The 24,559-nt window shown below is 64.1% G+C and carries 18 protein-coding genes; 2 read left to right on the plus strand and 16 right to left on the minus strand.

Translation table 11 applies throughout. The features are described 5' to 3' along the window. Window positions 1-279: 279 nt before the first annotated feature. The 4 genes from rpoC to rplJ all read right to left on the minus strand — a co-directional run bounded on the left by rpoC (window position 280) and on the right by rplJ (window position 10,346). Complete coding sequence (gene rpoC, locus LPW26_RS18820; protein WP_238737090.1) at window positions 280-4,482, minus strand: DNA-directed RNA polymerase subunit beta'; 4,203 nt, start codon at window positions 4,480-4,482, stop codon at window positions 280-282. Window positions 4,483-4,627: 145 nt separating this feature from the next. Then, complete coding sequence (gene rpoB, locus LPW26_RS18825) at window positions 4,628-8,800, minus strand: DNA-directed RNA polymerase subunit beta (RefSeq protein ID WP_238737091.1); 4,173 nt, start codon at window positions 8,798-8,800, stop codon at window positions 4,628-4,630. A 594-nt stretch (window positions 8,801-9,394) separates the two neighbouring features. Further along, window positions 9,395-9,772 (minus strand): 50S ribosomal protein L7/L12, encoded by a 378-nt coding sequence (gene rplL / locus LPW26_RS18830; protein ID WP_238737092.1) that lies wholly within the window; start codon window positions 9,770-9,772, stop codon window positions 9,395-9,397. A 55-nt stretch (window positions 9,773-9,827) separates the two neighbouring features. After that, on the minus strand, window positions 9,828-10,346 hold the full coding sequence (rplJ, locus tag LPW26_RS18835; RefSeq protein ID WP_238737121.1) for a 50S ribosomal protein L10: 519 nt from the start codon (window positions 10,344-10,346) through the stop codon (window positions 9,828-9,830). Between the two features lie 860 nt (window positions 10,347-11,206). Between rplJ and LPW26_RS18840 the strand changes: the two genes are divergently transcribed. Further along, window positions 11,207-12,097, plus strand: coding sequence for a hypothetical protein (locus LPW26_RS18840; protein ID WP_238737094.1), 891 nt, complete (start codon window positions 11,207-11,209; stop codon window positions 12,095-12,097). 115 nt (window positions 12,098-12,212) lie between these two features. Here LPW26_RS18840 and LPW26_RS18845 read toward each other — a convergent pair whose 3' ends face one another. The 12 genes from LPW26_RS18845 to LPW26_RS18900 form a co-directional block, all read right to left on the minus strand. Continuing rightward, the gene (locus LPW26_RS18845) at window positions 12,213-13,160 is read right to left on the minus strand and encodes a 2-hydroxyacid dehydrogenase (protein ID WP_238737095.1); all 948 of its coding nucleotides are present in this window, start codon (window positions 13,158-13,160) and stop codon (window positions 12,213-12,215) included. Window positions 13,161-13,260: 100 nt separating this feature from the next. Further along, complete coding sequence (gene rplA, locus LPW26_RS18850; RefSeq protein ID WP_238737097.1) at window positions 13,261-13,950, minus strand: 50S ribosomal protein L1; 690 nt, start codon at window positions 13,948-13,950, stop codon at window positions 13,261-13,263. Between the two features lie 6 nt (window positions 13,951-13,956). Continuing rightward, window positions 13,957-14,385, minus strand: a complete 429-nt coding sequence (gene rplK / locus LPW26_RS18855) for a 50S ribosomal protein L11 (RefSeq protein WP_238737098.1) — start codon at window positions 14,383-14,385, stop codon at window positions 13,957-13,959. A gap of 263 nt (window positions 14,386-14,648) precedes the next feature. Next, entirely contained in the window at window positions 14,649-15,179 is a 531-nt protein-coding gene (nusG, locus tag LPW26_RS18860; RefSeq protein ID WP_238737099.1) for a transcription termination/antitermination protein NusG, read from the minus strand. Between the two features lie 16 nt (window positions 15,180-15,195). After that, window positions 15,196-15,384, minus strand: coding sequence for a preprotein translocase subunit SecE (secE, locus tag LPW26_RS18865; RefSeq protein ID WP_238737100.1), 189 nt, complete (start codon window positions 15,382-15,384; stop codon window positions 15,196-15,198). A 483-nt stretch (window positions 15,385-15,867) separates the two neighbouring features. Beyond that, a complete protein-coding gene (locus tag LPW26_RS18870; RefSeq protein ID WP_238737102.1) occupies window positions 15,868-16,581 on the minus strand; it encodes an ABC transporter ATP-binding protein in 714 nt (237 codons plus the stop codon). After that, entirely contained in the window at window positions 16,562-17,326 is a 765-nt protein-coding gene (locus LPW26_RS18875) for an ABC transporter ATP-binding protein (RefSeq protein WP_238737103.1), read from the minus strand. Before LPW26_RS18875 ends, LPW26_RS18870 begins: the two co-directional genes overlap by 20 nt. Then, window positions 17,323-18,321: a branched-chain amino acid ABC transporter permease gene (locus LPW26_RS18880; RefSeq protein ID WP_238737105.1), complete on the minus strand. Its 999-nt coding sequence runs from the start codon at window positions 18,319-18,321 to the stop codon at window positions 17,323-17,325. Before LPW26_RS18880 ends, LPW26_RS18875 begins: the two co-directional genes overlap by 4 nt. Window position 18,322: 1 nt before the next feature. Next, the gene (locus LPW26_RS18885) at window positions 18,323-19,189 is read right to left on the minus strand and encodes a branched-chain amino acid ABC transporter permease (protein WP_238737106.1); all 867 of its coding nucleotides are present in this window, start codon (window positions 19,187-19,189) and stop codon (window positions 18,323-18,325) included. Between the two features lie 157 nt (window positions 19,190-19,346). Then, entirely contained in the window at window positions 19,347-20,522 is a 1,176-nt protein-coding gene (locus tag LPW26_RS18890) for an ABC transporter substrate-binding protein (RefSeq protein ID WP_238737107.1), read from the minus strand. A gap of 49 nt (window positions 20,523-20,571) precedes the next feature. Continuing rightward, a complete protein-coding gene (locus LPW26_RS18895; protein ID WP_238737108.1) occupies window positions 20,572-22,032 on the minus strand; it encodes a glutamine synthetase family protein in 1,461 nt (486 codons plus the stop codon). Continuing rightward, window positions 22,029-23,387, minus strand: a complete 1,359-nt coding sequence (locus tag LPW26_RS18900) for an aromatic ring-hydroxylating dioxygenase subunit alpha (protein WP_238737109.1) — start codon at window positions 23,385-23,387, stop codon at window positions 22,029-22,031. The genes LPW26_RS18895 and LPW26_RS18900 overlap by 4 nt, the downstream gene beginning before the upstream one ends. Before the next feature lie 364 nt (window positions 23,388-23,751). Here LPW26_RS18900 and LPW26_RS18905 point away from each other — a divergent pair, with 364 nt between their 5' ends. Then, entirely contained in the window at window positions 23,752-24,549 is a 798-nt protein-coding gene (locus LPW26_RS18905; protein ID WP_238737110.1) for an IclR family transcriptional regulator domain-containing protein, read from the plus strand. The last annotated feature ends 10 nt before the right edge of the window (window positions 24,550-24,559 follow it).

Consider the following 24,559-nt stretch of genomic DNA (forward strand, 5'->3'; position numbering starts at 1 on the left):
CCTGGCGCAGCCGGTCGCCGCGCCGCCTAACCCGATCCGTTCCGCCGGCGCTCGGGTGACTTCGATTCTCTGCGAAAATCAGCTTCTGATCAACGGTTTAAGACTGATTTTGACGTCGAACCGGCGCCCCTGCCGAAGGATCGCGTCGATCAAGACCAGCAAGGCGCTTTTCACCTGAAGGAAAGATGAACGGAGCCCGGACGGGGCTCAAAAAGCCCGCTTTGACGCAGAAAAGGCCGGCTTTCGCCGGCCTTTTCAAGAGTGGATCGCAGCGCCTGCTTATTCCGCCGGCGGCAGCGCCAGGGGCTCGGCTTCCGGCGCAGCCGGCGGCACGACGGCCGCCTGCTTCTCGCGTTCGTCGAGGATCAGGCGATCCCGCTTCAGCGCGACTTCGCGGATCTTGGCCATCGAGGCACCGGTACCGGCCGGGATCAGACGGCCGACGATGACGTTTTCCTTGAGGCCTTCCAGCGGGTCCACCTTGCCGTTGACGGCGGCTTCGGTGAGCACGCGGGTCGTCTCCTGGAACGACGCCGCCGAGAAGAACGAGCGGGTCTGAAGGCTCGCCTTGGTGATGCCGAGCAGAACCGGCGTCCCCGTTGCGATCTTCTTGCCCTCTTCCTTCGCCTTGGCGTTGATCGCGTCGAACTCGATCTTGTCGATCTGTTCGCCCGAGATCATGTCGGTCTCGCCCTGGTCGGTGATCTCGACCTTCTGCAGCATCTGGCGAACGATCACCTCGATGTGCTTGTCGTTGATCAACACGCCCTGCAGTCGGTAGACCTCCTGGATTTCGTTGACCAGGTAGGCAGCGAGTTCCTCGATGCCCTTGATCGCCAGGATGTCGTGCGGCGCCGGATTGCCTTCGACTATGAAGTCGCCCTTTTCGACGATGTCGCCGTCCTGAAGGTGGATGTGCTTGCCCTTCGGGATCAGGTACTCGCGCGCCTCTTCTTCCTTATCCATCGGTTCGATCGAGATCCGACGCTTGTTCTTGTAGTCGCGGCCGAACCGGATGGTGCCGGCGATTTCCGCGATGATGGCAGCGTCCTTCGGCTTGCGGGCCTCGAACAGTTCCGCCACCCGCGGCAGACCGCCGGTGATGTCGCGGGTCTTCGCGCTTTCGGTCGAGATACGCGCGAGGATGTCGCCCGGCTTCACCTGGGCGCCGATATCGACCGACAGAATGGCGTCGACCGACAGCATGTACCGGGCGTCGCCGCCGCGGGCCAGCTTCAGCACCTTGCCGTCCTTGCCCTTCACCACGATCGCCGGACGCAGGTCCGCGCCGCCGCGGGTCGAGCGCCAGTCGATGACGATACGCTTGGCGATGCCTGTCGACTCGTCGAGCGTTTCCGAGATCGACTGATCTTCGATCAGATCCTCGAAATCGATCGTCCCCTCGACCTCGGTCAGGATCGGCCGGGTGTACGGATCCCACTCGGCAATGCGCTGGCCGCGCTTGACCGTGTCGCCCTCGTCGACGTGCATACGCGCGCCGTACTGAATACGGTGCGTCGCACGCTCGGTACCGTCCGGATCGACGATCGCAACCACCATGTTGCGAACCATCGCGACATTGTGGTTCTCGCCGTTCCGCGCGATCGCCTTGTTCTTGATGACGACCTTACCCTCGAAGTTCGACTCGATCACCGACTGCTCGTTGATCTGCGCCGCACCGCCGATGTGGAAGGTACGCATCGTCAGCTGCGTGCCCGGTTCGCCGATCGACTGCGCGGCGATGACACCGACCGCCTCGCCGTGGTTGACCGGCGTACCGCGGGCGAGATCGCGCCCGTAGCAGCTGCCGCAGATGCCGTTGATCAGCTCGCAGGTCAGCGCCGAGCGGATCTTCACTTCCTGCACGCCTGCCAGCTGGATCTTCTCGACGTCACGCTCTTCCATCAGCGTGCCGCGCTTGACGATCACCTCGTTGCTGTTCGGATCGCGCACGTCCTCGCCCGCGGTGCGGCCGAGAATACGCGAGCCGAGCGAAGCCACCACGGTGCCGGCGTCGATGATCGCGCGCATCCGGATGCCGAGCGAGGTGCCGCAATCATCCTGCGTGATGATGCAGTCCTGCGCCACGTCGACCAGACGGCGGGTCAGGTAACCGGAGTTCGCGGTCTTCAGCGCGGTGTCCGCGAGGCCCTTACGGGCACCGTGGGTCGAGTTGAAGTACTCGAGAACCGAGAGGCCTTCCTTGAAGTTCGAGATGATCGGCGTCTCGATGATCTCACCCGACGGCTTGGCCATCAGGCCGCGCATACCGGCGAGCTGACGCATCTGCGCCGGCGAACCACGCGCACCGGAGTGGGCCATCATGTAGATCGAGTTGACCTGGCTTTCCGCGCCGTCGGCATTCTTCCGGACCGCGGAAATCTCCTTCATCATCTCCTTGGCGATTTCCTCGGTGGCCTTCGACCAGGCGTCGACCACCTTGTTGTACTTCTCGCCATGCGTGATGAGACCGTCGTTGTACTGCTGCTCGAAGTCCTTCGCCAGCGTACGGGTCGTATCGACGATCTTCCACTTCGAGGCCGGCACGACCATGTCGTCCTTGCCGAACGAAATGCCCGCCTTGAAGGCGTTGAAGAAGCCCAGCGCCATGATGCGGTCGCAGAAGATCACCGTCTCCTTCTGACCGCAGTGGCGATAGACCTGATCGATCACGCTGGAGATCTCGCGCTTGGTCATCAGCTTGTTGATGACCTCGAACGGCAGCTTCACCGACTTCGGCAGCACCTGACCGAGCAGGATGCGGCCCGCGGTGGTCTCGATCAGCCGCTGGTAAGGCTTGCCCTCGTCGTCGAGCGAGTCCCAGCGATACTTGATCTTGGTGTGCAGGTGGATGACCTTGGAGAACAGTGCGTGTTCCAGCTCCGCGAGGTCGCCGAACACCTTGCCCTCGCCCGGCAGCCCTTCCCGCAAGATCGACAGGTAGTACAGACCAAGCACGATGTCCTGCGACGGCACGATGATCGGCTGGCCGTTCGCCGGATGCAGAATGTTGTTGGTCGACATCATCAGCACGCGCGCTTCCAGCTGCGCTTCGAGCGACAGCGGGACGTGCACGGCCATCTGGTCGCCGTCGAAGTCGGCGTTGAACGCGGCGCAGACCAGCGGGTGGAGCTGGATCGCCTTGCCCTCGATCAGCACCGGCTCGAACGCCTGAATGCCGAGACGATGCAGCGTCGGCGCGCGGTTCAGCAGCACCGGATGTTCGCGGATCACCTCGTCGAGGATGTCCCAAACCTCCGGCCGCTCCTTCTCGACCAGCTTCTTGGCCTGCTTGACGGTGGTCGACAGACCCTTGGCGTCGAGCCGTGAGTAGATGAACGGCTTGAACAGCTCGAGCGCCATCTTCTTCGGCAGGCCGCACTGGTGCAGCTTGAGCTCGGGACCCACCACGATCACCGAACGACCCGAATAGTCGACGCGCTTGCCGAGCAGGTTCTGACGGAACCGGCCCTGCTTGCCCTTCAGCATGTCGGCGAGCGACTTCAGCGGGCGCTTGTTGGCGCCGGTGATGACGCGGCCGCGGCGGCCGTTGTCGAACAGCGCGTCCACAGCTTCCTGCAGCATGCGCTTTTCGTTGCGGATGATGATGTCCGGCGCACGCAGCTCCATCAGGCGCTTCAACCGGTTGTTACGGTTGATGACGCGGCGATAGAGATCGTTGAGGTCGGAGGTCGCGAACCGGCCGCCGTCAAGCGGCACCAGCGGCCGCAGGTCCGGCGGGATCACCGGCACCACGGTCAGGATCATCCACTCCGGCTTGTTGCCCGAGTAGCGGAACGCTTCGACGATCTTCAGACGCTTGGCGAGCTTCTTGTGCTTGATGTCCGAGTCGGTCTCGGCCATCTCGACGCGCAGCTGAGCATCGATCTTCTCGAGATCGAGACCCTTCAGGAGTTCGCGGATCGCCTCGGCGCCGATCATGGCGGTGAAGCTGTCCTGGCCGTACTCGTCCTGGGCGCGGAGGTACTCTTCCTCCGACAGCAGCTGACGCTCCTTGAGCGCGGTCAGACCCGGCTCGAGCACCACGTAGTATTCGAAGTACAGAATCCGCTCGAGGTCCTTCAGCGTCATGTCGAGCAGCTGCCCGATCCGCGACGGCAAGGACTTCAGGAACCAGATGTGAGCGACCGGCGCGGCCAGCTCGATGTGGCCCATGCGCTCGCGACGGACGCGGGAGAGCGTCACTTCGACCGAGCACTTCTCGCAGATGATGCCCTTGTACTTCATCCGCTTGTACTTGCCGCACAAGCACTCGTAGTCCTTGATCGGCCCGAAGATGCGGGCGCAGAACAGGCCGTCGCGCTCGGGCTTGAAGGTGCGGTAGTTGATGGTTTCCGGCTTCTTGATCTCGCCGTAGGACCACGACAGAATCTTCTCCGGCGACGCGATCGAGATCCGGATCTGGTCGAAGACCTGAGCCGGCGTCGTCGGATTGAACAGATTCATAATTTCTTGGTTCATCGTCTTCTCCTTCGGAGAAAGCGAATTGCGAGTGGCGAGTAGCGAATGGTTCGCTCATCTCACCGTCCTCGCACACCCGCCTCTATTCTATTCGCCACTCGCTATTCGCCACTCGCGGGCGCGGCCGAGGCCGCGCCGCCCCGTATCATTCGGCGGCTTCGGCCGGGGGCGGAACGCCCAGCTTGGAGTTGTGCAGGTCGACGTTGAGGCCGAGCGAGCGCATTTCCTTGACGAGCACGTTGAACGATTCCGGGATACCGGCCTCGAACGTGTCGTCGCCGCGCACGATCGCCTCGTACACCTTGGTGCGGCCGGCGACGTCGTCCGACTTCACCGTCAGCATCTCCTGCAGCGTGTAGGCCGCGCCGTAGGCTTCGAGCGCCCACACCTCCATTTCGCCGAATCGCTGGCCGCCGAACTGCGCCTTGCCACCCAGCGGCTGCTGAGTGACGAGCGAGTAAGGGCCGATCGACCGGGCGTGGATCTTGTCGTCCACGAGGTGATGCAGCTTCAGCATGTAGATGTAGCCGACGGTGACGCGACGATCGAACTGATCGCCGGTACGGCCGTCGTATACGGTCGACTGACCGGAGGCGTCGAAGCCCGCGAGCTTCAGCATCTCCTCGATGTCGGCTTCCTTGGCGCCGTCGAACACCGGCGTCGCGATCGGCACGCCGTGGCTCAGGTTGCGGCCAAGCTCGAGCAGCTCCTTCTCGTCCAGCGACTTGATGGTCTCGTCGTCGCCGTAGATCTTGCGGAGCGTCTCGCGCAGCGGCTTGAGGTCCTCGCGCTGATAGTACGAGTCGATCGCCTCGCCGATGCGCTTGCCGAGACCGGCGCACGCCCAGCCGAGATGCGTCTCGAGGATCTGACCGACGTTCATGCGGCTCGGCACGCCGAGCGGATTCAGCACGATGTCGGCGTGAGTGCCGTCCTCCAGGAACGGCATGTCCTCGATCGGCACGATCTTCGACACCACGCCCTTGTTGCCGTGGCGGCCGGCCATCTTGTCGCCCGGCTGGATCTTGCGCTTCACCGCGACGAAGACCTTGACCATCTTCATCACGCCGGGCGGAAGTTCGTCGCCGCGCTGCAGCTTCTCGACCTTGTCGAGGAAGCGCTGCTCGAGGCCCTTCTTCGATTCGTCGTACTGCTTCCGCATGGCCTCGATCTCGGCCATCAGCTTGTCGTTCGGGGCGGCGAACAGCCACCACTGCGACTTCGGATACTCTTCGAGCACCGCGCGGGTGATCTTGGTATCCTTCTTGAAGCCCTTCGGACCGGCCACGGCCTGGCGGCCGTCGAGCAGGTCGGCGAGACGGCCGTAAACGTTACGGTCGAGAATCGCCTGCTCGTCGTCGCGGTCCTTGGCGAGGCGTTCGATCTCTTCCCGCTCGATCGCCAGCGCACGCTCGTCCTTGTCGACGCCGTGCCGGTTGAACACGCGGACTTCGACGATCGTGCCCTGCACGCCCGGCGGCACCCGCAGCGAGGTGTCGCGAACGTCCGATGCCTTTTCGCCGAAGATGGCGCGCAGAAGCTTTTCTTCCGGCGTCATCGGGCTTTCGCCCTTCGGGGTGATCTTGCCGACCAGGATGTCGCCGGCGCGGACTTCGGCGCCGATGTAGACGATGCCGGCTTCGTCGAGGTTCTTCAGCGCTTCTTCCGACACGTTCGGAATGTCGCGGGTGATTTCCTCGGGGCCCAGCTTGGTGTCGCGGGCCATCACTTCGAATTCCTCGATGTGGATCGAGGTGAAGACGTCTTCCTTCACGATCCGCTCGGAGAGCAGGATCGAGTCTTCGAAGTTGTAGCCGTTCCACGGCATGAACGCGACGAGCACATTGCGGCCGAGCGCGAGCTCACCGAGGTCGGTCGACGGACCGTCCGCGATGATGTCGCCCTTGGCGACCTTGTCGCCCACCTTCACCAGCGGGCGCTGGTTGATGCAGGTCGATTGGTTCGAGCGCTGGTACTTCATCAGCCGATAGATATCGACGCCCGACTTGGTCGGATCGAGATCTTCCGTGGCGCGGATGACGATACGGGTAGCGTCGATCTGGTCGATCACGCCGGTGCGGCGTGCGGCGATCGCAGCGCCCGAGTCACGGGCGACCACGCCTTCCATGCCGGTACCGACGAACGGTGCTTCGGCGCGAACCAGCGGCACCGCCTGGCGCTGCATGTTCGAGCCCATCAGCGCGCGGTTGGCGTCGTCGTTCTCGAGGAACGGGATCAGCGCCGCGGCCACCGAAACGAGCTGCTTCGGCGAGACGTCCATGTAGTCGACCTGGTCGGCCGGGATCAGCACGACGTCACGCGTGCCGCCTGCGCGGCAGACGATCAGGTCGTCGGTGAAGCGGCCCTTGGCGTCGAGCGAGATGTTGGCCTGAGCGACCGCGTAGCGGCCCTCTTCCATCGCCGACAGGTAGACCACCTCGTCGGTGACGAGGCCATCCTTGACCTTGCGGTAGGGAGTCTCGACGAAGCCATATTTGTTGACGCGCGCGAAGGTCGCGAGCGAGTTGATCAGACCGATGTTCGGACCTTCAGGCGTCTCGATCGGGCAGATACGACCGTAGTGGGTCGGATGCACGTCGCGGACTTCGAAGCCGGCGCGCTCGCGGGTCAGACCGCCCGGGCCGAGCGCCGACAGGCGGCGCTTGTGGGTGATCTCCGACAGCGGGTTGGTCTGGTCCATGAACTGCGACAGCTGCGAGCTACCGAAGAACTCGCGCACCGCGGCAGCCGCCGGCTTGGCGTTGATCAGGTCCTGCGGCATCACCGTGTCGATATCGACCGAGGACATCCGCTCCTTGATCGCACGCTCCATGCGCAGCAGGCCGATGCGATACTGATTCTCCATCAGCTCGCCGACCGAACGCACACGGCGGTTGCCGAGATGGTCGATGTCGTCGATCTCGCCCTTGCCGTCGCGCAGACCGACCAGGGTCTGGATCACCGCCAGGATGTCTTCCTTGCGCAGCGTGCGATGGGTGTCGGGCGCATCGAGGTCGAGGCGCATGTTCATCTTGACGCGGCCGACCGCGGACAGGTCGTAGCGCTCACTGTCGAAGAACAGCGACTGGAACATGTTCTGCGCGGAGTCCAGCGTCGGCGGCTCGCCCGGGCGCATCACCCGGTAGATGTCGAACAGCGCGTCCTCGCGGGTCATGTTCTTGTCGGCGGACAGCGTGTTACGGATGTACGGGCCGACATTGACGTGGTCGATGTCGAGCAGCGGCAGTTCCTTGTAGCCCTGCTCCATGATCGCCTTCATCGGCGTGGTGCCGACGAACAGCTCGATTTCGTTGTCATCGCCCTTGATCGGCTTGCCGGTCAGCTCGTCACCGGCTTCGGCGAAGATTTCGCCGGTCTTGGGGTTGACGAGATCCTCGGCCAGGTAATTGCCGACCAATTCGGCGTCAGACAGACGCAGCGCCTTGAGGCCCTTCTCCTGCAGCTGGCGGGCGGCACGGACGGTCAGCTTCTTGCCGGCCTCGAGCACGACCTTGCCGGTGTCGGCATCGATCAGGTCGTTGACGGTCGAATAGCCGCGGAAGCGCGAGGCGTCGAACGGAACACGCCAGCCTTCCTTGGTGCGCTTGTAGAGGATCTTCTTGTAGAACGTGCTGAGGATCTCTTCGCCGTCGAGGCCGAGGGCGAACATCAGCGACGTCACCGGAATCTTGCGGCGACGGTCGATACGCGCGAACACGATGTCCTTGGCGTCGAACTCGATGTCGAGCCAGGATCCGCGATACGGGATGACGCGAGCGGCGAACAGCAGCTTGCCCGACGAATGGGTCTTGCCCTTGTCGTGATCGAAGAACACGCCCGGCGAACGATGCATCTGCGAGACGATCACGCGCTCGGTGCCGTTGACCACGAAGGTGCCGTTCATCGTCATGAGCGGGATATCGCCCATGTAGACGTCCTGCTCCTTGATGTCCTTGACCGAACGGGCGCCGGTTTCCTCGTCGATATCGAACACGATGAGGCGCAGCGTCACCTTGAGCGGCGCCGCATAGGTCATGCCGCGCTGGCGGCACTCGTCGACGTCATACTTCGGCGGCTCGAATTCGTAGCGAACGAATTCCAGCATCGAGGCGTTAGAGAAGTCCGAAATCGGAAACACCGACCGGAAGACCGCTTGCAGGCCCTCATCTTCACGTCCGCCCGGAGGCTCCGCGACCATCAGGAATTGGTCGTAGGATGCCTTTTGAACCTCGATGAGGTTCGGCATCTCGGCGACTTCCCGAATGTGACCGAAGAACTTGCGAACGCGTTTGCGACCGGTGAACGTCTGCTGCGCCATCGTGGCCTCTCATGTCGTCGCCCGGTGGGGCGAACCTTCCGAGGCGCGATCCGCACCGCCCCCGGGTTGAATTACCGCACATCCGAAATTCAGAAACAGGATGTCAGGAAGTAAATCCTAAATCCACGCAACACGAATTCCGAACGCAAAACGACGTGCGGGGCGCCAGCGCACCCGCCCGTCCAAACCATCTCGTCACAGACCGAAAAAGCCCGAAATTGCCGATTCTCCTAGAGGCTGCGCGGAATGTTACCATATCCATCGCGCCTGCGCTTTCGTGCTGCCGGACCAATATGGGACGGCAATATGGAGATTTGAGGGGCGATCCCCACTCTTCCCCACACATTCCTGTGACGGCCCGTTGGGAACAGCGAATCTTCCGCCCCCACCGCCGCGACAGGGGCCGGCGAACCGGCCCCAACCGCTTTTGGCGTCAACGACCAGACTGACCCAGTCGTCAATGCCTTTGTTCGTCTCGAGCCTGCCGCCCTCTCGCCGTCTCGGCGGGGCTCGCCCCGGCCATCCACGTCGTGCTGGCGGCAGATCCCGGGCTTCGCTGACGCTCGCCCGGGATCAAACCCAAATAACCTGCGGTTACTTGAGTTCGACCTTGGCGCCAGCCTTCTCGAGCTGGGCCTTGATCTTCTCGGCTTCGTCCTTGCCAACGCCTTCCTTGACCGGCTTCGGCGCGCCTTCGACGAGGTCCTTGGCTTCCTTGAGGCCGAGACCGGTGATCGCACGGACTTCCTTGATCACTTCGATCTTCTTGTCGCCGGCCGAAGCGAGCACGACCGAGAACTCGGTCTTCTCTTCGGCAGCGGCGGCACCGGCACCAGCGCCCGGCGCAGCGGCAACCGCCACGGCAGCGGCGGCCGAGACGCCCCACTTCTCTTCGAGAAGCTTCGCGAGTTCGGCGGCTTCGAGCACGGTGAGGCTCGACAGGTCGTCGACGATTTTCTGCAGATCAGCCATTGAATCAGTTCCTTACGGGTATCAGTTCGAACCAGGGTTGAATGAGATGGAAGCGTCAGGCCGCTTCGCTTTTGGAGGCATAGGCCTGAACCACCCGCGCGACCTTGGCCGCGGGAGCAGTCGAGAGCTGCGCGATCTTGGTGGCCGGCGCGACCAGAAGGCCGACCAGCTTGCCACGCAGTTCGTCGAGCGACGGCAGCGAGGCCAGAGCCTTCACACCGTCGACGTTCAGGACAGTCTTGCCCATCGAACCGCCGAGGATGACAAACTTCTCGTTCGTCTTGGCGAATTCGACGGCAATCTTCGGCGCCGCCACCGGATCGTCGGAAGTCGCGATCACGGTCGGCCCCTTCAGCAGGGAGCCGATGGCAACGACGTCGGTGCCTTCAAGAGCAATTTTGGCGAGACGGTTCTTCGAGACCTTCACCGACGCGCCCGCCTGCTTCATCTGCGAACGCAGCTTCTGCATCTGGGCCACGGTGAGGCCGGAATAATGAGCGACGACCGCAACGCTGGTGGCCTGGAACAGACCGTTCAGCGAATCGACCGCCTCTTTCTTTGCCGCTCTATCCACAGCAAGCTCTTTCCGGTTGGCGGTCTCTGCGAGCAGGACCGCCGGGTTGCACCCTTCGCCCTGCCCCAAACCATCTCAAGACGCACGGCCTTCAGACACCACGGGGCAAAACGAATCTTACAGCCTGCCCTCCCGCCTGGACGTCGGCCGAAGCCAATGCCCGTGCGGGGTGTCGAGGTTCGAACCCACTCCGCGCCCCACCAAACGGCAGAGCACAAAATTCGGTTTTCACCCGTCTATGCAGGTCATTCGATTAAGCGTCGGACGAAAACGAAGTTTTCGACGTCGGCACCTGCAGTCTTGGACAGGACCAGGATCGTTCGGAGCCGCGCCGGCAAACCGGCAAAGCCCTTGCAATCCCTGCCCGCACTCCCCGAAACGATAGAGGTTCGGCCCTTCGAGCAATCCAAACGAGGACAACTTGAAGGACTCATCTCCTATCGACACCGGTGATCGGAATGCGCGCACGAGCGCGCCAGCCACGGCCAGCACGCCCGGAAGGAACTCTTTAACGAGTCTTTCTCCCCTTGCCAAGGCCGATTTGGGGAAAACGGCACCTTTTATGCAGGGGCCAGGTTCGGCCCGGGCAACGGCCCCTGAAATTCGCCGCCACTTCCGTGAAGCGAAGCATCGCTGCTGCCACTGGTATTACTACCTACACAAAGTTGCGTCACTTGCTACGCACAACCATTCATGGCCATCCTGGGGCACAGCTTCAACCGGCTGATTCGCGCCCGATTCCGGGCCGCGGGTCTCCCGACGAGGCTGCCGATCTCGATTTCGGGTCAGTTCCTGAACTTCGGCACGCCTGTTTTCACGCGCCGCACGACAACTCCGGGGACACCTTCATGAATCGCTTGATGGTCGCTTTGACACTCGTTGCGCCGACAATCGCCGTACTGCCCGCCCGCGCCGCCGATCTGCCGGCGTTGAAGGTGGTCGCCCCGCTGTACATGCCGGCCTCGCTGGTGCCTCGCACCGCGTGGTTCGCCGGCATCGGCGGCAGCGTCGCGTCGCAGAGCTATGAAAGCCAGAACATCTACGCCCAGGGCGTCTCCAACATCTACCTGGGCGGCACCCAGGTCGCATTCGGATCGGCAGGCGGCCCGACCACACCATCGCTCGACCCCCGCACCAGCTTCGCTCCCACTGCCCAGGTCGGCTTCTTCCAGCATGTCGGCGGCACCGACTGGCTGTTAGGCGGCAAGGTCACTTACAGCTATGTGAATGCGCACTCGACCGACAGCCGCGTGCGCGACCCGCAGGTCGGCTCGTTCACCAGCGCCAATTCCGACAGTTTCACCGGCAATGTGGTGATCGGCTCGTATCAGAGCGGCATCAGCCAGCAGATCAACTTCATTCCGTTCCTCGGCCACTCGTTCGAGCGCAGCATGGTCTATGCCGGCGTCGGCCCCTCGCTGTCGCAGGTCAAATCCAGCCTGAACAAAGTCATCGGCTTTGCTGCGATCAACGGCCAGCACGTCAACATCACCGGCCAGCTGAGCAACTTCTCCAGCACCCAATGGGTGCTGGGCGGCGCCGCGACCGTCGGCGGCACCTACTTCATCGACCGCGGCTGGTTCATCGACGTGAACTACACCTTCGGCATCACCAAGAACCAGACCACCAATTTCGCCGCGCCGTTCGCCAGCGCGACCGACGGCTACACCGACACCGGCATCCTCAGCGGCAACTGGTCCGGCCACATCATCACCCAGGCGGTGGCGGTGTCGATCAACAAGGCGTTCTGAGTTCGGCCGGCCAACGCGCCAGCTCCGGACACTGGGCGGCGTGCGGTGCGGCGCCCTCAATTATGAACGGCGAGAGCTTGCCGATTTTGGCTGCAGCAGACTCAAGCCCCGGACGCTACCCCACGGCGTACGGCAACTGGCGCCCTGCGAAGAAGGCGGTCAGATTGTCGATCACGCAATCCTGCATCGCCACATGGGCGTCGAGCGTATGGCCGCCGATATGCGGCGTCAGCACCACGTTCGGCAGTTCGCTCAACGCATCCGGCGCATAGGGCTCCTGCTCGAACACGTCGAGGCCGGCGCCGGCGATGGTGCCGTCGGCGAGCGCCGCGATCAGCGCCGGCTGGTCGATAACAGAGCCGCGCGAGATGTTGATCAGCACGCCGTCCTTGCCGAGCCGCTTCAGCATCGACGCGTCGATGATGCGCTGGGTGTCCGGGCCGGCGCGGACCGCGATCAGCAGCACGTCGCACCAGTCGATCAGTTCGCCGAGGTCGCCGATATAGCGATACGGCACGTCATGGCGGCTGCGGCTGTGATACGCCACTTCCGTCTCGAACGCCGCGACCCGCGCGGCGATTTTCTTGCCGATCTCGCCGATGCCGTAGACGCCGACCTTGGCGCCGGTCAGGCCACGCGGCGGTTTCAGCAAAGGCGATGGCTTGGCGCCGGCCCAGCCGCCGGCGCGCAGATAGGCGTCGGCCGGAATCACCCGGCGCATCAGCGCCAGTAGCAGCGTCATCGCGAGATCGGCCACCGCGGAGGCATTCGCGGCCGGGCTGTTGCCGATGACGAGGTTGCGCTCGGAGGCGGCTTTCAGATCGACCCCATCGTAGCCGGTGCCGTAGCAGACGACCGCGCCGAGCGAGGGCAACAGGTCGAAGGTCTCACGGCCGAGCGGCTGGGCGCCCATGGTCAGCAGCGCGCGAACGTCCTTCAACTGATCGGAGCTGAATACGTCGCCGGCCGGCTTGCCGCCGGTCTCCAGCAGTTCGAACTGCTCCCCGAACCGCGCCAACATCGACTTCGCGAACCGCGAAAACACCAGAACCTTGTCGGCCAACTCGCTCTCCCCGTTTCTTGTTGTTCGTCACGCAAAGCAAAGGGCGGACCGGTTTCCCGATCCGCCCTTGTTATTCAATGATCACCGAGCCGCAAGCAGCTTAGGCGATCGTGCCGGGCTCGACCTTGACGCCCGGGCCCATCGACGACGACACCGCGACGCGCTGGATGTAGGTGCCCTTCGCGCCGGTCGGCTTGGCCTTGGTCACCGCATCCGCGAGCGCCTTGATGTTCTCGACCAGCTTGTCCTCGCCGAACGAGGCCTTGCCGACGCCGGCCTGAATGATGCCGGCCTTCTCGACGCGGAACTCGACCGAACCGCCCTTGGCACCCTTGACGGCGCCAGCGACGTCCATGGTCACGGTGCCGATCTTCGGGTTCGGCATCATACCGCGCGGGCCGAGCACCTTACCGAGACGGCCGACCAGCGGCATCATGTCGGGGGTCGCGATGCAGCGGTCGAAATTGATGTTGCCGGCCTGCACCTGCTCCACCAGATCCTCCGCGCCGACCACGTCGGCGCCCGCAGCCTTGGCCTCGTCCGCCTTGGCGCCGCGTGCGAACACACCGACACGCACGGTGCGGCCGGTGCCGTTCGGCAGCATCACCACGCCACGGACCATCTGGTCGGCATGACGCGGATCGACGCCGAGGTTGAGGGCGACTTCGATGGTCTCGTCGAACTTCGAGGTCGCGCGCTCCTTCACCAACTTCACCGCTTCTTCCAGCGGATACAGCTTGGTGCGGTCGATGCCCTCGCGGGCCTTCTTCAAACGCTTACCGATTGCCATGATGCGTTACCCCTCGACCCGCAGGCCCATCGAACGGGCGGAGCCCTCGACCATGCGCATGGCCGACTCGATGGTGTCGCAATTGAGATCCTTCAACTTCTTCTCGGCGATCTCGCGCACCTGGGCGGAGGTCACCGAGCCGGCGACGTCACGGCCCGGCAGCTTGGAGCCGGACTGGATCTTCGCCGCCTGCTTGAGGAAGAACGACATCGGAGGGGTCTTCATCTCGAAGGTGAACGAACGATCCGCGTAGATCGTGATCACCACCGGAATCGGCGTATTCTTCTCTTCCTTCTGGGTCTGCGCGTTGAACGCCTTGCAGAACTCCATGATGTTGAGGCCGCGCTGACCAAGCGCGGGACCGATCGGAGGCGACGGATTGGCCGCTCCGGCCGGCACCTGCAACTTCAGGTATCCGGTCACTTTCTTTGCCATTTAACTCTCCTGTTGCCGGCGAACCGGCGGTTTCAGGTTTCGTGGTGGGGCTCGCGCGGACGACTGGCGATCGTCCGAAGCCTCCCACGTCGCTTGTGAGCAGAGCTGTCGCCCCGCCCTCTTCCGTCATGCCCAGACTTGATCCGGGCATCCATCCCTCTTCATCGGAAGAGTCCCTCTTCATCGGAAGAGGATGGATTGCCGGGTCAAGCCCGGCAATGACGGCCGTTGCCAAGGCAAGCCCCGGCAATGACAGTCCCCGATCAGACCTTCTCGACCTGACCGAATTCCAGTTCGACCGGCGTCGCGCGGCCGAAGATCGACACCGCGACCTTGACGCGCGAGCGGGCCTCGTCGATTTCCTCGACCACGCCGGAGAACGACGCGAACGGGCCATCGGCGACCCGGACGTTTTCGCCGATCTCGAACGACACCGACGCCTTCGGGCGCTCCACGCCTTCCTGCACCTGGTGCAGAATGCGCATCGCCTCGGACTCCGAAATCGGCATCGGCTTGTTTTCGGCGCCGAGGAAGCCGGTGACCTTCGGGGTGTTCTTGATCAGGTGGAAGGCTTCGTCGGTGAGGTTCATCTTCACCAGCACGTAGCCCGGGAAGAACTTCCGCTCGGCGTCGACCTTGCGGCCGCGACGCACCTCGGTGACCTTCTCGGTCGGCACCAGCACCTGCTCGAACAGGTCCTCGACGCCGCGCTGCTTGGCCTGCTCACGGATCGACTCCGCGACCTTCTTCTCGAAGTTCGAATAGGCGTGGACGATGTACCAGCGCATGCTCATGGTCGAAGGCCTAACGTTAGACGCCGAGGATGAAGCTGATCAGGACCCTGATCAGCTGGTCGGCGAAAAAGAAGAAGATCGACGCGAGCGCCACCATGACGAACACCATGATGGTGGTGATGGTGACTTCGCGGCGCGACGGCCAGGTCACCTTGGCGGTTTCGCTCCGCACTTCCTGCAGGAATTTGAACGGGCTGAAAGCCATCGTGTGATCCAGATCGTCAGTCGAATGTCGGGGTTTGCGAAAATCAGACAGCCCTGTTGCGCCCAACCCTTGCCAAGGAACCCCTTGCCGCAGGATGAGCCGCCAACCGGGCTCTGTTTTCGGGAAATCAAGCCGCGCCGGAAATCCGCAAAACGGGCCGGCAGCGAGTGAGGCCTTTTATGGCGACTCCACGCAAAGGTCAAGCTGAGGGCGACACCAACCGCCTCTTGAGGTACTTCATCCGGATTGTTGCCCGACAGAATTCTCTCAAGCGAAGCAAAGGCTTGCGTTTGGACGTTCACGCCTGGTCGGATCTAGGTCAAGTGCCGCGTTAAAGTGTATGCGCCTCCCCATCGTCATGGCCGGGCTTGTCCCGGCCATCCACGCCTTTCCGGCATCTGCGTCAGCAAGGCGTGGATGCCCGGCACAAGGCCGGGCATGACGCGCGGAGAGGAAGTGCGATCGATCTCGCGCTCGAACGACCTATCCGATCCCGACCCCGAGCAGCGAGTCCACCAGTTCGCGGTCGCCGCGCAACTGGGCGCCCTGCCCCTGCCAGACGATGCGACCGCGCTCGATCACCATGACGTCGTCGGCGAAGTCGAGGGCGCGTTCGATCTGCTGTTCGACCAGCACCACCGTCATCTCGCCGGATTGGGCGAGCTTGACGATCGTCTCCATCAGCTGATCGCAGATCACCGGCGCGAGGCCTTCGAGCGGCTCGTCGAGCAGCAGCACCTGCGGCTTGCCAAGCAGCGTCCGCGCCAGCGACAGCATCTGCTGCTCGCCGCCGGACAGCTGCATGCCGCCATGGTTGCGCCGTTCCGCGAGCCGCGGAAACATCGCGTAGACGGAGTCGAGCTCGGTCCGCGGCCGGCCCTTGAGACCGGTGAACAGATTTTCCTCGACCGTCAGCGACCGGAACACGTCGCGGGTCTGCGGCACATAGCCGAGCCCGGCGGCGGCGCGGGCGAAGGTCTTGAGCCCGGTGACGTCGCGCTCGCCGACGCGGACCGATCCGCCTTTGTGGGTCGTCAGGCCCATCAGCGTCGCCAGCAGCGTGGTCTTGCCGACGCCGTTGCGGCCGAGCACCGTCAGCCGGCCGCCGGCCGGCACGACAAAGCCGATGTCGCTGAGAATGCTCACCGAGCCATAGCCGGCGGCAAGACGCTCGACTTCAAGACGCGCGGCGGGCATCGGCATAGCTTCCCAGATAGGCCGTACGGACGGCGTCGTTTTCCTTCACCTCGGCGGGCGTGCCTTCGAAGATCAGCGCGCCGTTCGCCAGCACCAGCACGCGCTTGGCGAATTTGAACACCAGATCCATGTCGTGCTCGATCATCAGGATCGCGATCTCCGGCGACATCCGCCCGATCGCCTCGAGGATGCGCGGCGACTCGTCGTGCGGCACGCCGGCCGCCGGCTCATCGAGCACCAGCACCCGCGGCTTCATGGCGAGACCGATCGCAAGATCGAGTAGCCGCTGCTGGCCGTAAGCCAGCTTGGTCACCGGCATCGACGCCAGATGGCCGATGCCGAGCAGGCTGAGCACGCTCTGCCACTCGTCGCGGACATCGGGCTTGTTGATGACGGACGAAAACATCCGCCTGGTCAGGCCGCGGCGCTGCATCACCGCGAGCGCAACGTTCTCGGCCACGGTGAGGCTGGTAAACAGCCGCGTCACCTGGAAGGTGCGGACCAGGCCGCGCTCGACCCGGTGCGCAATCGAGGCGGTGGTGATGTCCTCGCCCGCAAGAACGATGCGGCCGTCGGACGGCGACAGGTCGCCGGAGAGCTGATTGACCAGCGTGGTCTTGCCGGCGCCGTTCGGCCCGATCAGCGCGACGCGGTCGCCGCTCGACAGCGTGAACGAGATATCGTCGGTGACGCGCAGGCCGCCGAACGATTTCGACAGGCGCTGGACTTCGAGCAAGGTGGTCATGGGGCCGCCCTCGCCTGCCTGAAGTCACCGATCCGCCGCGTCACTTCGTTGACCAGTCCCTTGGGGAAGAACAGCACCACCACGATCAGCAGCACGCCGATCAGGATCATCCAGTGGAACGGGCTCGCCGCCGAGACGTAGTGGTGGAACAGCTCGAACAGGATCGCGCCGATCAGCGCCCCCCACAGATTGCCGGCGCCGCCGAGGATCAGCATGATCAGCGCTTCGGCCGAGCGTTCGAAGCTGACGCCGTCGAGGCCGACCACGCCGGTGTTGATCGCCGCCAGGCCGCCGCCGAGCCCGGCGACCGCGCCGGCGACGCAGTACATCACCACCAGCCGCGGATAGACCGACACGCCGATCATGCGCGTGCGCAGCGTATCGTCCTTGATGGCGCGGCACATCAGCGCAAACGGCGAGCGCGCGAACCGCAGCAGCACCACCATGGTGATCAGCAGCACGGCCACCGAGAAGACGTAGCCGGTGCGGCCGAACATATCGAAATTGAACACGCCGAACACCGGCCCCGGCGAGATGCCGGCTAGGCCGTCGCTGCCGCCGGTGATCGACGACAGCTTGTTGGCGAGCGCGGCCACGAGCTGGCCGAACGCAATCGACAGCACCAACTGCGGCAGGCCGCGAAAGCGCGTCACCAGCAGGCCGGACATCAGCCCGGTCGCGCTGCCGGCGAGCGCACCGACCAGCAGCATCAGGATCGGATCGGTGATGCCGGCCAGACAGGCATTTCCGGCCGCGTAGGCCGCAACGCCGAACAGCGCCGCGTGGCCGAGCGTGGCGACGCCGCAGAAGCCGGTGACGAGATCGAGCGAGATCACCAGGAAGGCGAGACCGATCACCCGGATCAGGAAGGCGAGATCGTCCGGATAGACGAAATAGCCGATCGCGCCGAGCACGGCGATCACCGCCGCGGCGATCAGATCATTGCGCAGACCGGCCCAGGCGGGCGGAGCAGCCGTCACGGACAAGGTCGCCATCTCAATGCGCCTTTCCGAACAGGCCGTGAGGGAACACGTAAACGATCACGATCACCGCGACATAGAAGAAGAATTCGCCGAACTCCGGCGCCAGATATTTGCCGGTGGTGTCGGCGAGGCCGAGCAGCAGCGAGGCCGCCATCGCGCCGGTGACCGAGCCGGCGCCGCCGACCGAGACCACGACCAGGAACGTCACCATGTAGCGCAGCGCGTAGAACGGCTCGACCGGCAGCAGCTCGGCGCCGACCACGCCGCCGAACGCAGCCAGCCCGACCGCGAGTGCGAAGGTTACCGAATAGACGACCTGGGTGCGAATGCCGAGCGCCTCGGCCATGTCGCCATTGTCGACCGCCGCGCGCAGCCGAACGCCGAACTCGGTCTTCTCGATCAGCAGCCACAGCGCGACCGCCGTGACCACGCCGCAACCGATCACGAACAGCCGATGCGTCGGGATCATGCGGAAGCCGAGATCGAACGGCCCGCGCAACACCTCCGGCAGCGGGATCGGTTTGGAGGTCGGGCCGAAAATGTAGTTGGCGATGCCGACGATGAAGAAGGTGATGCCGATCGTCAGCAGGATCTGCGTCAGTTCGTCGGAGCGGCGATAGATCCGCCGATACAGCAGGAATTCGAACGGCACCGAGATGATCACGGCACCGATGACTGCGATCAGGATCGCGACCGGATAGGAGACGCCGAGCGACACCAGCGCGAACGACGCGAGATAGCCGCCGATCATCGCGAAGGCGCCGTGGGCGAGGTTCACCACCCGCATCAGCCCCATCATGATCGACAGGCCGATCGAGATCGTGAACAGCACCATGCCGTAGGCCAGTGCGTCCGGCAGGATTCCGAGAATCGTCCGCATCAGGCTTGTGTCCTTGCGGACGCTACTGATCTCGTTCGATTCAACCCAGCCTTCACAACCCGTCTCCTTCGACTCTGCTTGGCGCGGCTATCCCTAGTCGACAAGAGCCCTCCGCGCCAAGCCACAAAGGATGGCGCGAAGGGCTCAAAGTTTCGGCTTACTGCTTAACAAGACCCCAGTCGGGCTGGGCCTTGAAGGTCTCGATCTCCTTGTTGATCAACTTACCGTCGGCCTTCACGACTTCGCGCAGATAGACGTTCTGCGTGATGTGGCGGGTCTCCGGATCAATCGACACCGGACCGCGCGGGCTGGTCCACTGCATGCCCTTCACCGCGGCGATCGCCTTCTCGGGATCCTGCTTGCCGCCGGTCGCCTCGATCATCTTGTAGATCAGGCGCGCGCCGTCATAGGCCGCCACCGACGTCATGGTGACTTCGTCCAGCTTGCCGCCGTCCTTCTGCAGCTGCGCCAGGAACGCCTTGTTCTCGGGCGAGTCGTGCGACACGGCGTAGTGATAGGTCGACAGGATGCCGAGGCCGGACTCGCCGATATTCGGCAGGTCGGGCTCGGTGACGACGTCGCCGGTCGACATCAGCTTGACGCCTCCCGCCTTCAGGCCGTTGTCGATATAGGCCTTGACGAAGCCGAGCGTCGGCGGGCCGGCCGGCAGGAAGGTGAAGATCATGTCGGCGCCGGAATCCTTGATGCGCTGCATGATCGGCCCGAAATCGGTGGTCGACAGCGGCATCCGGATCGCCTCGACGACCTTGCCGCCCTCGGCTTCGAAGGTCTTCTTGAACGCGGTTTCGGCGTCGATGCCCGGACCGTAATCGCTGACCGCGATGGCGACCTTGGTGGCGCCCTTCTGCTTGGCGACCTTGGCGGCCGGCACCGTGTTCTGGAACATCGTGAACGAGGTGCGGACGATGTAGGGGCTCTTCTCGGTGATCGACGAAGTGGCCGCGTTCAGCACCACCATCGGCACCTTGGCTTCCTGCAGCAGCGGCGCCACCGCCATCGCGTTCGGCGTGAAGTACAGGCCGGCGAGGTACTGCACCTTCTCCTTGACGATCAGCTCCTGCGCCAGCGCCTTGGACTGCGCCGGGTTCGGCGAGACTTCGTCACGATAGACGAACTCGATGGTGTGGCCGCCGACCTTGTTGCCGTTCTCGGCGACCCAGGCGTCGATGCCCATCTTGTAGTTCTTGCCGAACAGCGCGTACGGCCCCGACATCGTGCCGATCACGCCGACCTTGATGGTGTCGGCCTGCGCGGCGCCGACACTGAACGAAATCGCCGCGGCTGCGCACAGCCATCCAACTGCTTTCACCATACGTCTCCCTCTTCTCTGCCTGATTCAGTTATTTGCGTTTGGTCGATGCTCAGAACATTTCGAAATATTCACGCTGTTCCCATTCCGTGACTTCGGCCTGGAAACGCTCGATCTCGGCGTTCTTGATGAAGGTGTAGTAGTCGACGAACTCGCCGCCCAGCGCGGTGCGGAAGAACGGATCGTCGCGCAGTGCGAAGATCGCCTCGCGCAGCGATTTCGGCAGCAGGTCCGCCTTGGTCTCGTAAGGCGTATCGGCCGACGGGCCGGGATCGAGCGCGCGGTCGACGCCGTCGAGACCGGACAGGATCTGCGACGCCATGTAGAGATACGGGTTGGCGGCGGGTTCGCCGACGCGATTCTCGATCCGCGTCGCCTTGTCGCCGGCCCCGCCGAGCACGCGCAGCATCACGCCGCGGTTGTCGCGGCCCCAGATCGCGCGATCCGGCGCCAGCGAATAGGAGCGATAGCGCTTGTAGCCGTTGATGGTCGGGGTGGTGAACACCGTAGCGGCGCGCGCATGCGTCATCAGGCCGGCGAGATAGTGCCGGCCGAAATCCGACAGCACATCGGTGTCCGACATGAACGCGTTGCGGCCGCCATCGCGCGCAACCACGGACTGATGCAGATGCCAGCCCGACGACACCACGTTGGGAATCCGCGGCCGGCACATGAAGGTCGCGTGATAACCGTGGCGCTGGCAGATCTGTTTCACGGCGGCGCGGAACAGCACCATCAGGTCGGCCGGCAGCAGGCCGACCGTCGGCTGGAAGGTGAATTCACACTGGCTCGGGCCGAACTCGACCTCGATCGAGCGCAGCGGCAGGCCGAGCGCCATAACGTCGCGGCGGATCAGTTCGAGCACCGGCTCCATCTGATCGTAGCGCTGCTCGGTGAGATACTGATAGCCGTGCGACAGCAGGCTGACCTCCGGCGGCTCACCGGGCTGGCCGGCATGCTCCGGCCGCATCTTCCTGTCCTCGACCTTGAAGACGTGAAACTCGACTTCGAGTCCCGCCTTGTAGTCGTAGCCGCGGTCGGCGAGCTTCTTCAACGCCGAACGATAGATGTTGCGGGTCGCGAACTGCACCGGACGGCCGTCGGCGAAATACAGGTCGCACAAAACCCAGCCGGTCGTCGGCGCCCAAGGCAGTACGCGGAACGTGGTCGGGTCCGGCAGCATGACGACGTCGGCGCCGCCCTGCATCTCCGACATGCCGAAGCCGCCGCCGGCCTGAAACACCGGAAACACCGTCTTGTGCGAGGTGTCCTTGGCCAGCATCGTGGTGGTGATAGTGGCGCCGCTGTCGAGGCAGTTCAGCGCCTCGGACGCGACCAGCGTCTTGCCGCGCAGGATGCCGTGCTGATCGGGAAACGAGAACCGGATGGTCTCGAGCCCCTGCTCCTCGGCGATGCGGCGGACGCGCGCCGCCGCATCGATCTGTTCTTCGGACCACAGTCCGTGCTTGGCTGCGAGGCTGTCGCCCATGGTGGTGCGCTGATGCACGTTCATTCTGCGGCCGTCAGATGCGGGACCTTGGCGGCGATCTCAGCCGGCACCGGCGCGGCCCACGGGGCACCGCGGCGACGCTTGACGTCGACCTCCATCCAATAGGTCTCCCAGCCGCGGCTCGGGCCGATGCCGTCCATCGTCGCCGGGCCCTGGATGCCACGCGCGGCAGCCGCGTCGAGCGCCAGCAGCGGCCGCTGGCCGGCTTCGGCCTTGGCGATCTCCTGCCGCAGCAGCCGGCGATACTGGATGATCGCCTTGTCGCTCTGGCCGAGATGCTCGCGGGTACGATCCTGGATCTTCCCCATCGACTCCACCGCCCACTGGTCGTGGACGTTGATGTCGGCGCCCATGCCGGTGTAGGTCGAGGTCGCCTGCTCGTGCGGATCGAAGCCGTAGTCGTTGCGCTTGTTCTTGCGGGACGTGTAGTCCGGCAGCTCATAGAGTTCGAGGCGCTGCTCGCGCATCTTCACCTTGTCGACCGGCTGCGTGTAGCTGGTGAAGATCGCGTACCAGTAGCAATTTTCGTCATCGACCGGGACGTGCCACTGCGTGATCGTCATCTCGGTGCTCATCGGAATGACGAAGCCGTGCGGGAACAACTGATTGGTGACGCGCACATGGGTGCGTTCGTCGTCGATCTGGCGCAGTGCGATCAGCCGCAGGCCGTATTCGGTGTGCTCGACATTGATGATCGGGCGATCGTACTCGCGCAACACCTTGGTCATCGGCATTTCGCTGCCGGCGGACACGCCGCGGAACTGCTTGCCGTAGGCGTGCGAAGTGTCCTCGTCCTCGAAGAAGCGATGCAGGAACGATGCGTGCGCCGGGTCAATGCCGACTTCCAGCGCCTGCAGCCAGTTGCACTCGAACAGACCCTTGAACGCGAACACGTGCGTATCCGGCGCGGTGAAGCAGTCGATCTCCGGAAACGCCGGCGGCTCACCGGCGCCGAGATAGGCCCACAGGATGCCGCCCTTGGCGACCACCGGGAAGGCGCGCTGCTTAATGTTGGCGCACAGCGGCGAGCCGGCCGGCTCGGCGGGAGTCTCGAGGCACTTGCCCTCGACGTCGAACAGCCAGCCATGGAAGGCGCAGCGCAGGCCGCCGCCTTCGAGCCGGCCGAACGCCAGATCGGCGCCGCGATGCGGGCAGTCGCGATCGATCAGGCCGTAACGGCCCTGCTCGTCTTTGAACAGCACGAAGTCCTCGCCGAGCAGACGCACCGGCCGGATCGGCCGATCACCTTCCAGCTCGTCGACGAGCGCCGCCGGCTGCCAATAGGCGCGCATCAGTTTGCCGCAAGGCGCGGCGGGTCCGACCCGGGTGATCAGATCGTTCTGTTCCTGGCTCATCATGGCGTTGGCCTCCTACGAGCAGCTCGCGACACGCTGCCCTGTGTTTGAAGGCGACAGAGCTGGGGAGGTGCCGCAAAGGCTTTGCAAAAGCCAGCGCACCCTTGTCGCATCGTTAAGATCCGCACCCTGCCGCAATGTTCGATAGACGAACATTCGTTCGTTTAGAATAAGATTGCCTCTGATGTGCAAAAGAGCAAGCGCAAATTCGATGCTGCAGATGCACAAGCTGTTTGCATTGCAGCGGCACTCCCTCACCCGCGGCGAATCGCACTTACCGAACTTGTGTTCGGCACACGAACACCGGTAAATTGGATCTGCCGCAACAGCGAAGCGGTACCCACGCCTACCCGGATCCGCGTACCGCATGCCCAAACTGAAACGTCCCGCCGACGAAGCCGAGGTCGGCGAGGACAGCGCCGAATTCATCGAAAGCCTGTCCCGCGGGCTGCGGGTGATCGAAGCCTTCGGCGCCGAACGGCGGCCGATGACGCTCAGCGACATCGCCAAGGCCTGCGACCTGCCGCGCGCCACCGCACGCCGCGTGCTGCTGACGCTGCGCAAATCCGGCTACGTAACGAGCGACGAAAGGCTGTTCGCCCTCACCCCCCGCGTGCTCGGCCTCGCCTCGGCCTATCTGGCGTCCAACCAGATCAGCGCGGTGCTGCAGCCGCTGATGGACGAGGTCTCGGCGACCGCCAAGGAAGTCTGCTCGCTGGCGATTCTCGATGGCGACGACGCGGTGTTCGTGGCGCGCGCCAGCCCGGCGCGGGTATTTTCGGCGGGAATCGATCTCGGCTATCGGTTGCCGTTATTTTGCACCTCAGTCGGCCGGGTGCTGCTCGGCCGGCTCGACAACGACGAACTGACGGCGACGATCGAGGCGATGAATCTCGCTGCGCAGACGCCCGAAACCATCGTCGACAAGCCGACCGTGGTGGCGACCATCATCGCCGACCGGACCCGCGGCTATTCGCTGGTCGACCGCGAGGCCGAGCCCGGCTTCCGCTCGATCGCGGTGCCGATTCGCCGCTACGACGGCGCCATCGTGGCCGCCGCCAATATCGGCGCGCATGTCGACCGCATCACCACCGGCGAAATGATCGACCGCTTTCTGCCACCGCTGCAGCGGATGGCCAAGGAGGCTCAGCCGCTGATCGTGTAACGCGAACCTT

The organism is Rhodopseudomonas infernalis (genome assembly GCF_022271405.1).
GTDB lineage: Bacteria > Pseudomonadota > Alphaproteobacteria > Rhizobiales > Xanthobacteraceae > Rhodopseudomonas > Rhodopseudomonas infernalis.

Excerpts from the sequence above, each read along its gene's own strand:
- rpoC (WP_238737090.1), bottom strand. The coding sequence starts at position 4,482 with ATGAACCAAGAAATTATGAATCTGTTCAATCCGACGACGCCGGCTCAG.
- rpoB (WP_238737091.1), bottom strand. The coding sequence starts at position 8,800 with ATGGCGCAGCAGACGTTCACCGGTCGCAAACGCGTTCGCAAGTTCTTC.
- rplL (WP_238737092.1), bottom strand. The coding sequence starts at position 9,772 with ATGGCTGATCTGCAGAAAATCGTCGACGACCTGTCGAGCCTCACCGTG.
- LPW26_RS18840 (WP_238737094.1), top strand. The coding sequence starts at position 11,207 with ATGGTCGCTTTGACACTCGTTGCGCCGACAATCGCCGTACTGCCCGCC.
- rplA (WP_238737097.1), bottom strand. The coding sequence starts at position 13,950 with ATGGCAATCGGTAAGCGTTTGAAGAAGGCCCGCGAGGGCATCGACCGC.
- rplK (WP_238737098.1), bottom strand. The coding sequence starts at position 14,385 with ATGGCAAAGAAAGTGACCGGATACCTGAAGTTGCAGGTGCCGGCCGGA.
- nusG (WP_238737099.1), bottom strand. The coding sequence starts at position 15,179 with ATGAGCATGCGCTGGTACATCGTCCACGCCTATTCGAACTTCGAGAAG.
- secE (WP_238737100.1), bottom strand. The coding sequence starts at position 15,384 with ATGGCTTTCAGCCCGTTCAAATTCCTGCAGGAAGTGCGGAGCGAAACC.
- LPW26_RS18870 (WP_238737102.1), bottom strand. The coding sequence starts at position 16,581 with ATGCCCGCCGCGCGTCTTGAAGTCGAGCGTCTTGCCGCCGGCTATGGC.
- LPW26_RS18875 (WP_238737103.1), bottom strand. The coding sequence starts at position 17,326 with ATGACCACCTTGCTCGAAGTCCAGCGCCTGTCGAAATCGTTCGGCGGC.
- LPW26_RS18880 (WP_238737105.1), bottom strand. The coding sequence starts at position 18,321 with ATGGCGACCTTGTCCGTGACGGCTGCTCCGCCCGCCTGGGCCGGTCTG.
- LPW26_RS18885 (WP_238737106.1), bottom strand. The coding sequence starts at position 19,189 with ATGCGGACGATTCTCGGAATCCTGCCGGACGCACTGGCCTACGGCATG.
- LPW26_RS18890 (WP_238737107.1), bottom strand. The coding sequence starts at position 20,522 with ATGGTGAAAGCAGTTGGATGGCTGTGCGCAGCCGCGGCGATTTCGTTC.
- LPW26_RS18895 (WP_238737108.1), bottom strand. The coding sequence starts at position 22,032 with ATGAACGTGCATCAGCGCACCACCATGGGCGACAGCCTCGCAGCCAAG.
- LPW26_RS18900 (WP_238737109.1), bottom strand. The coding sequence starts at position 23,387 with ATGATGAGCCAGGAACAGAACGATCTGATCACCCGGGTCGGACCCGCC.
- LPW26_RS18905 (WP_238737110.1), top strand. The coding sequence starts at position 23,752 with ATGCCCAAACTGAAACGTCCCGCCGACGAAGCCGAGGTCGGCGAGGAC.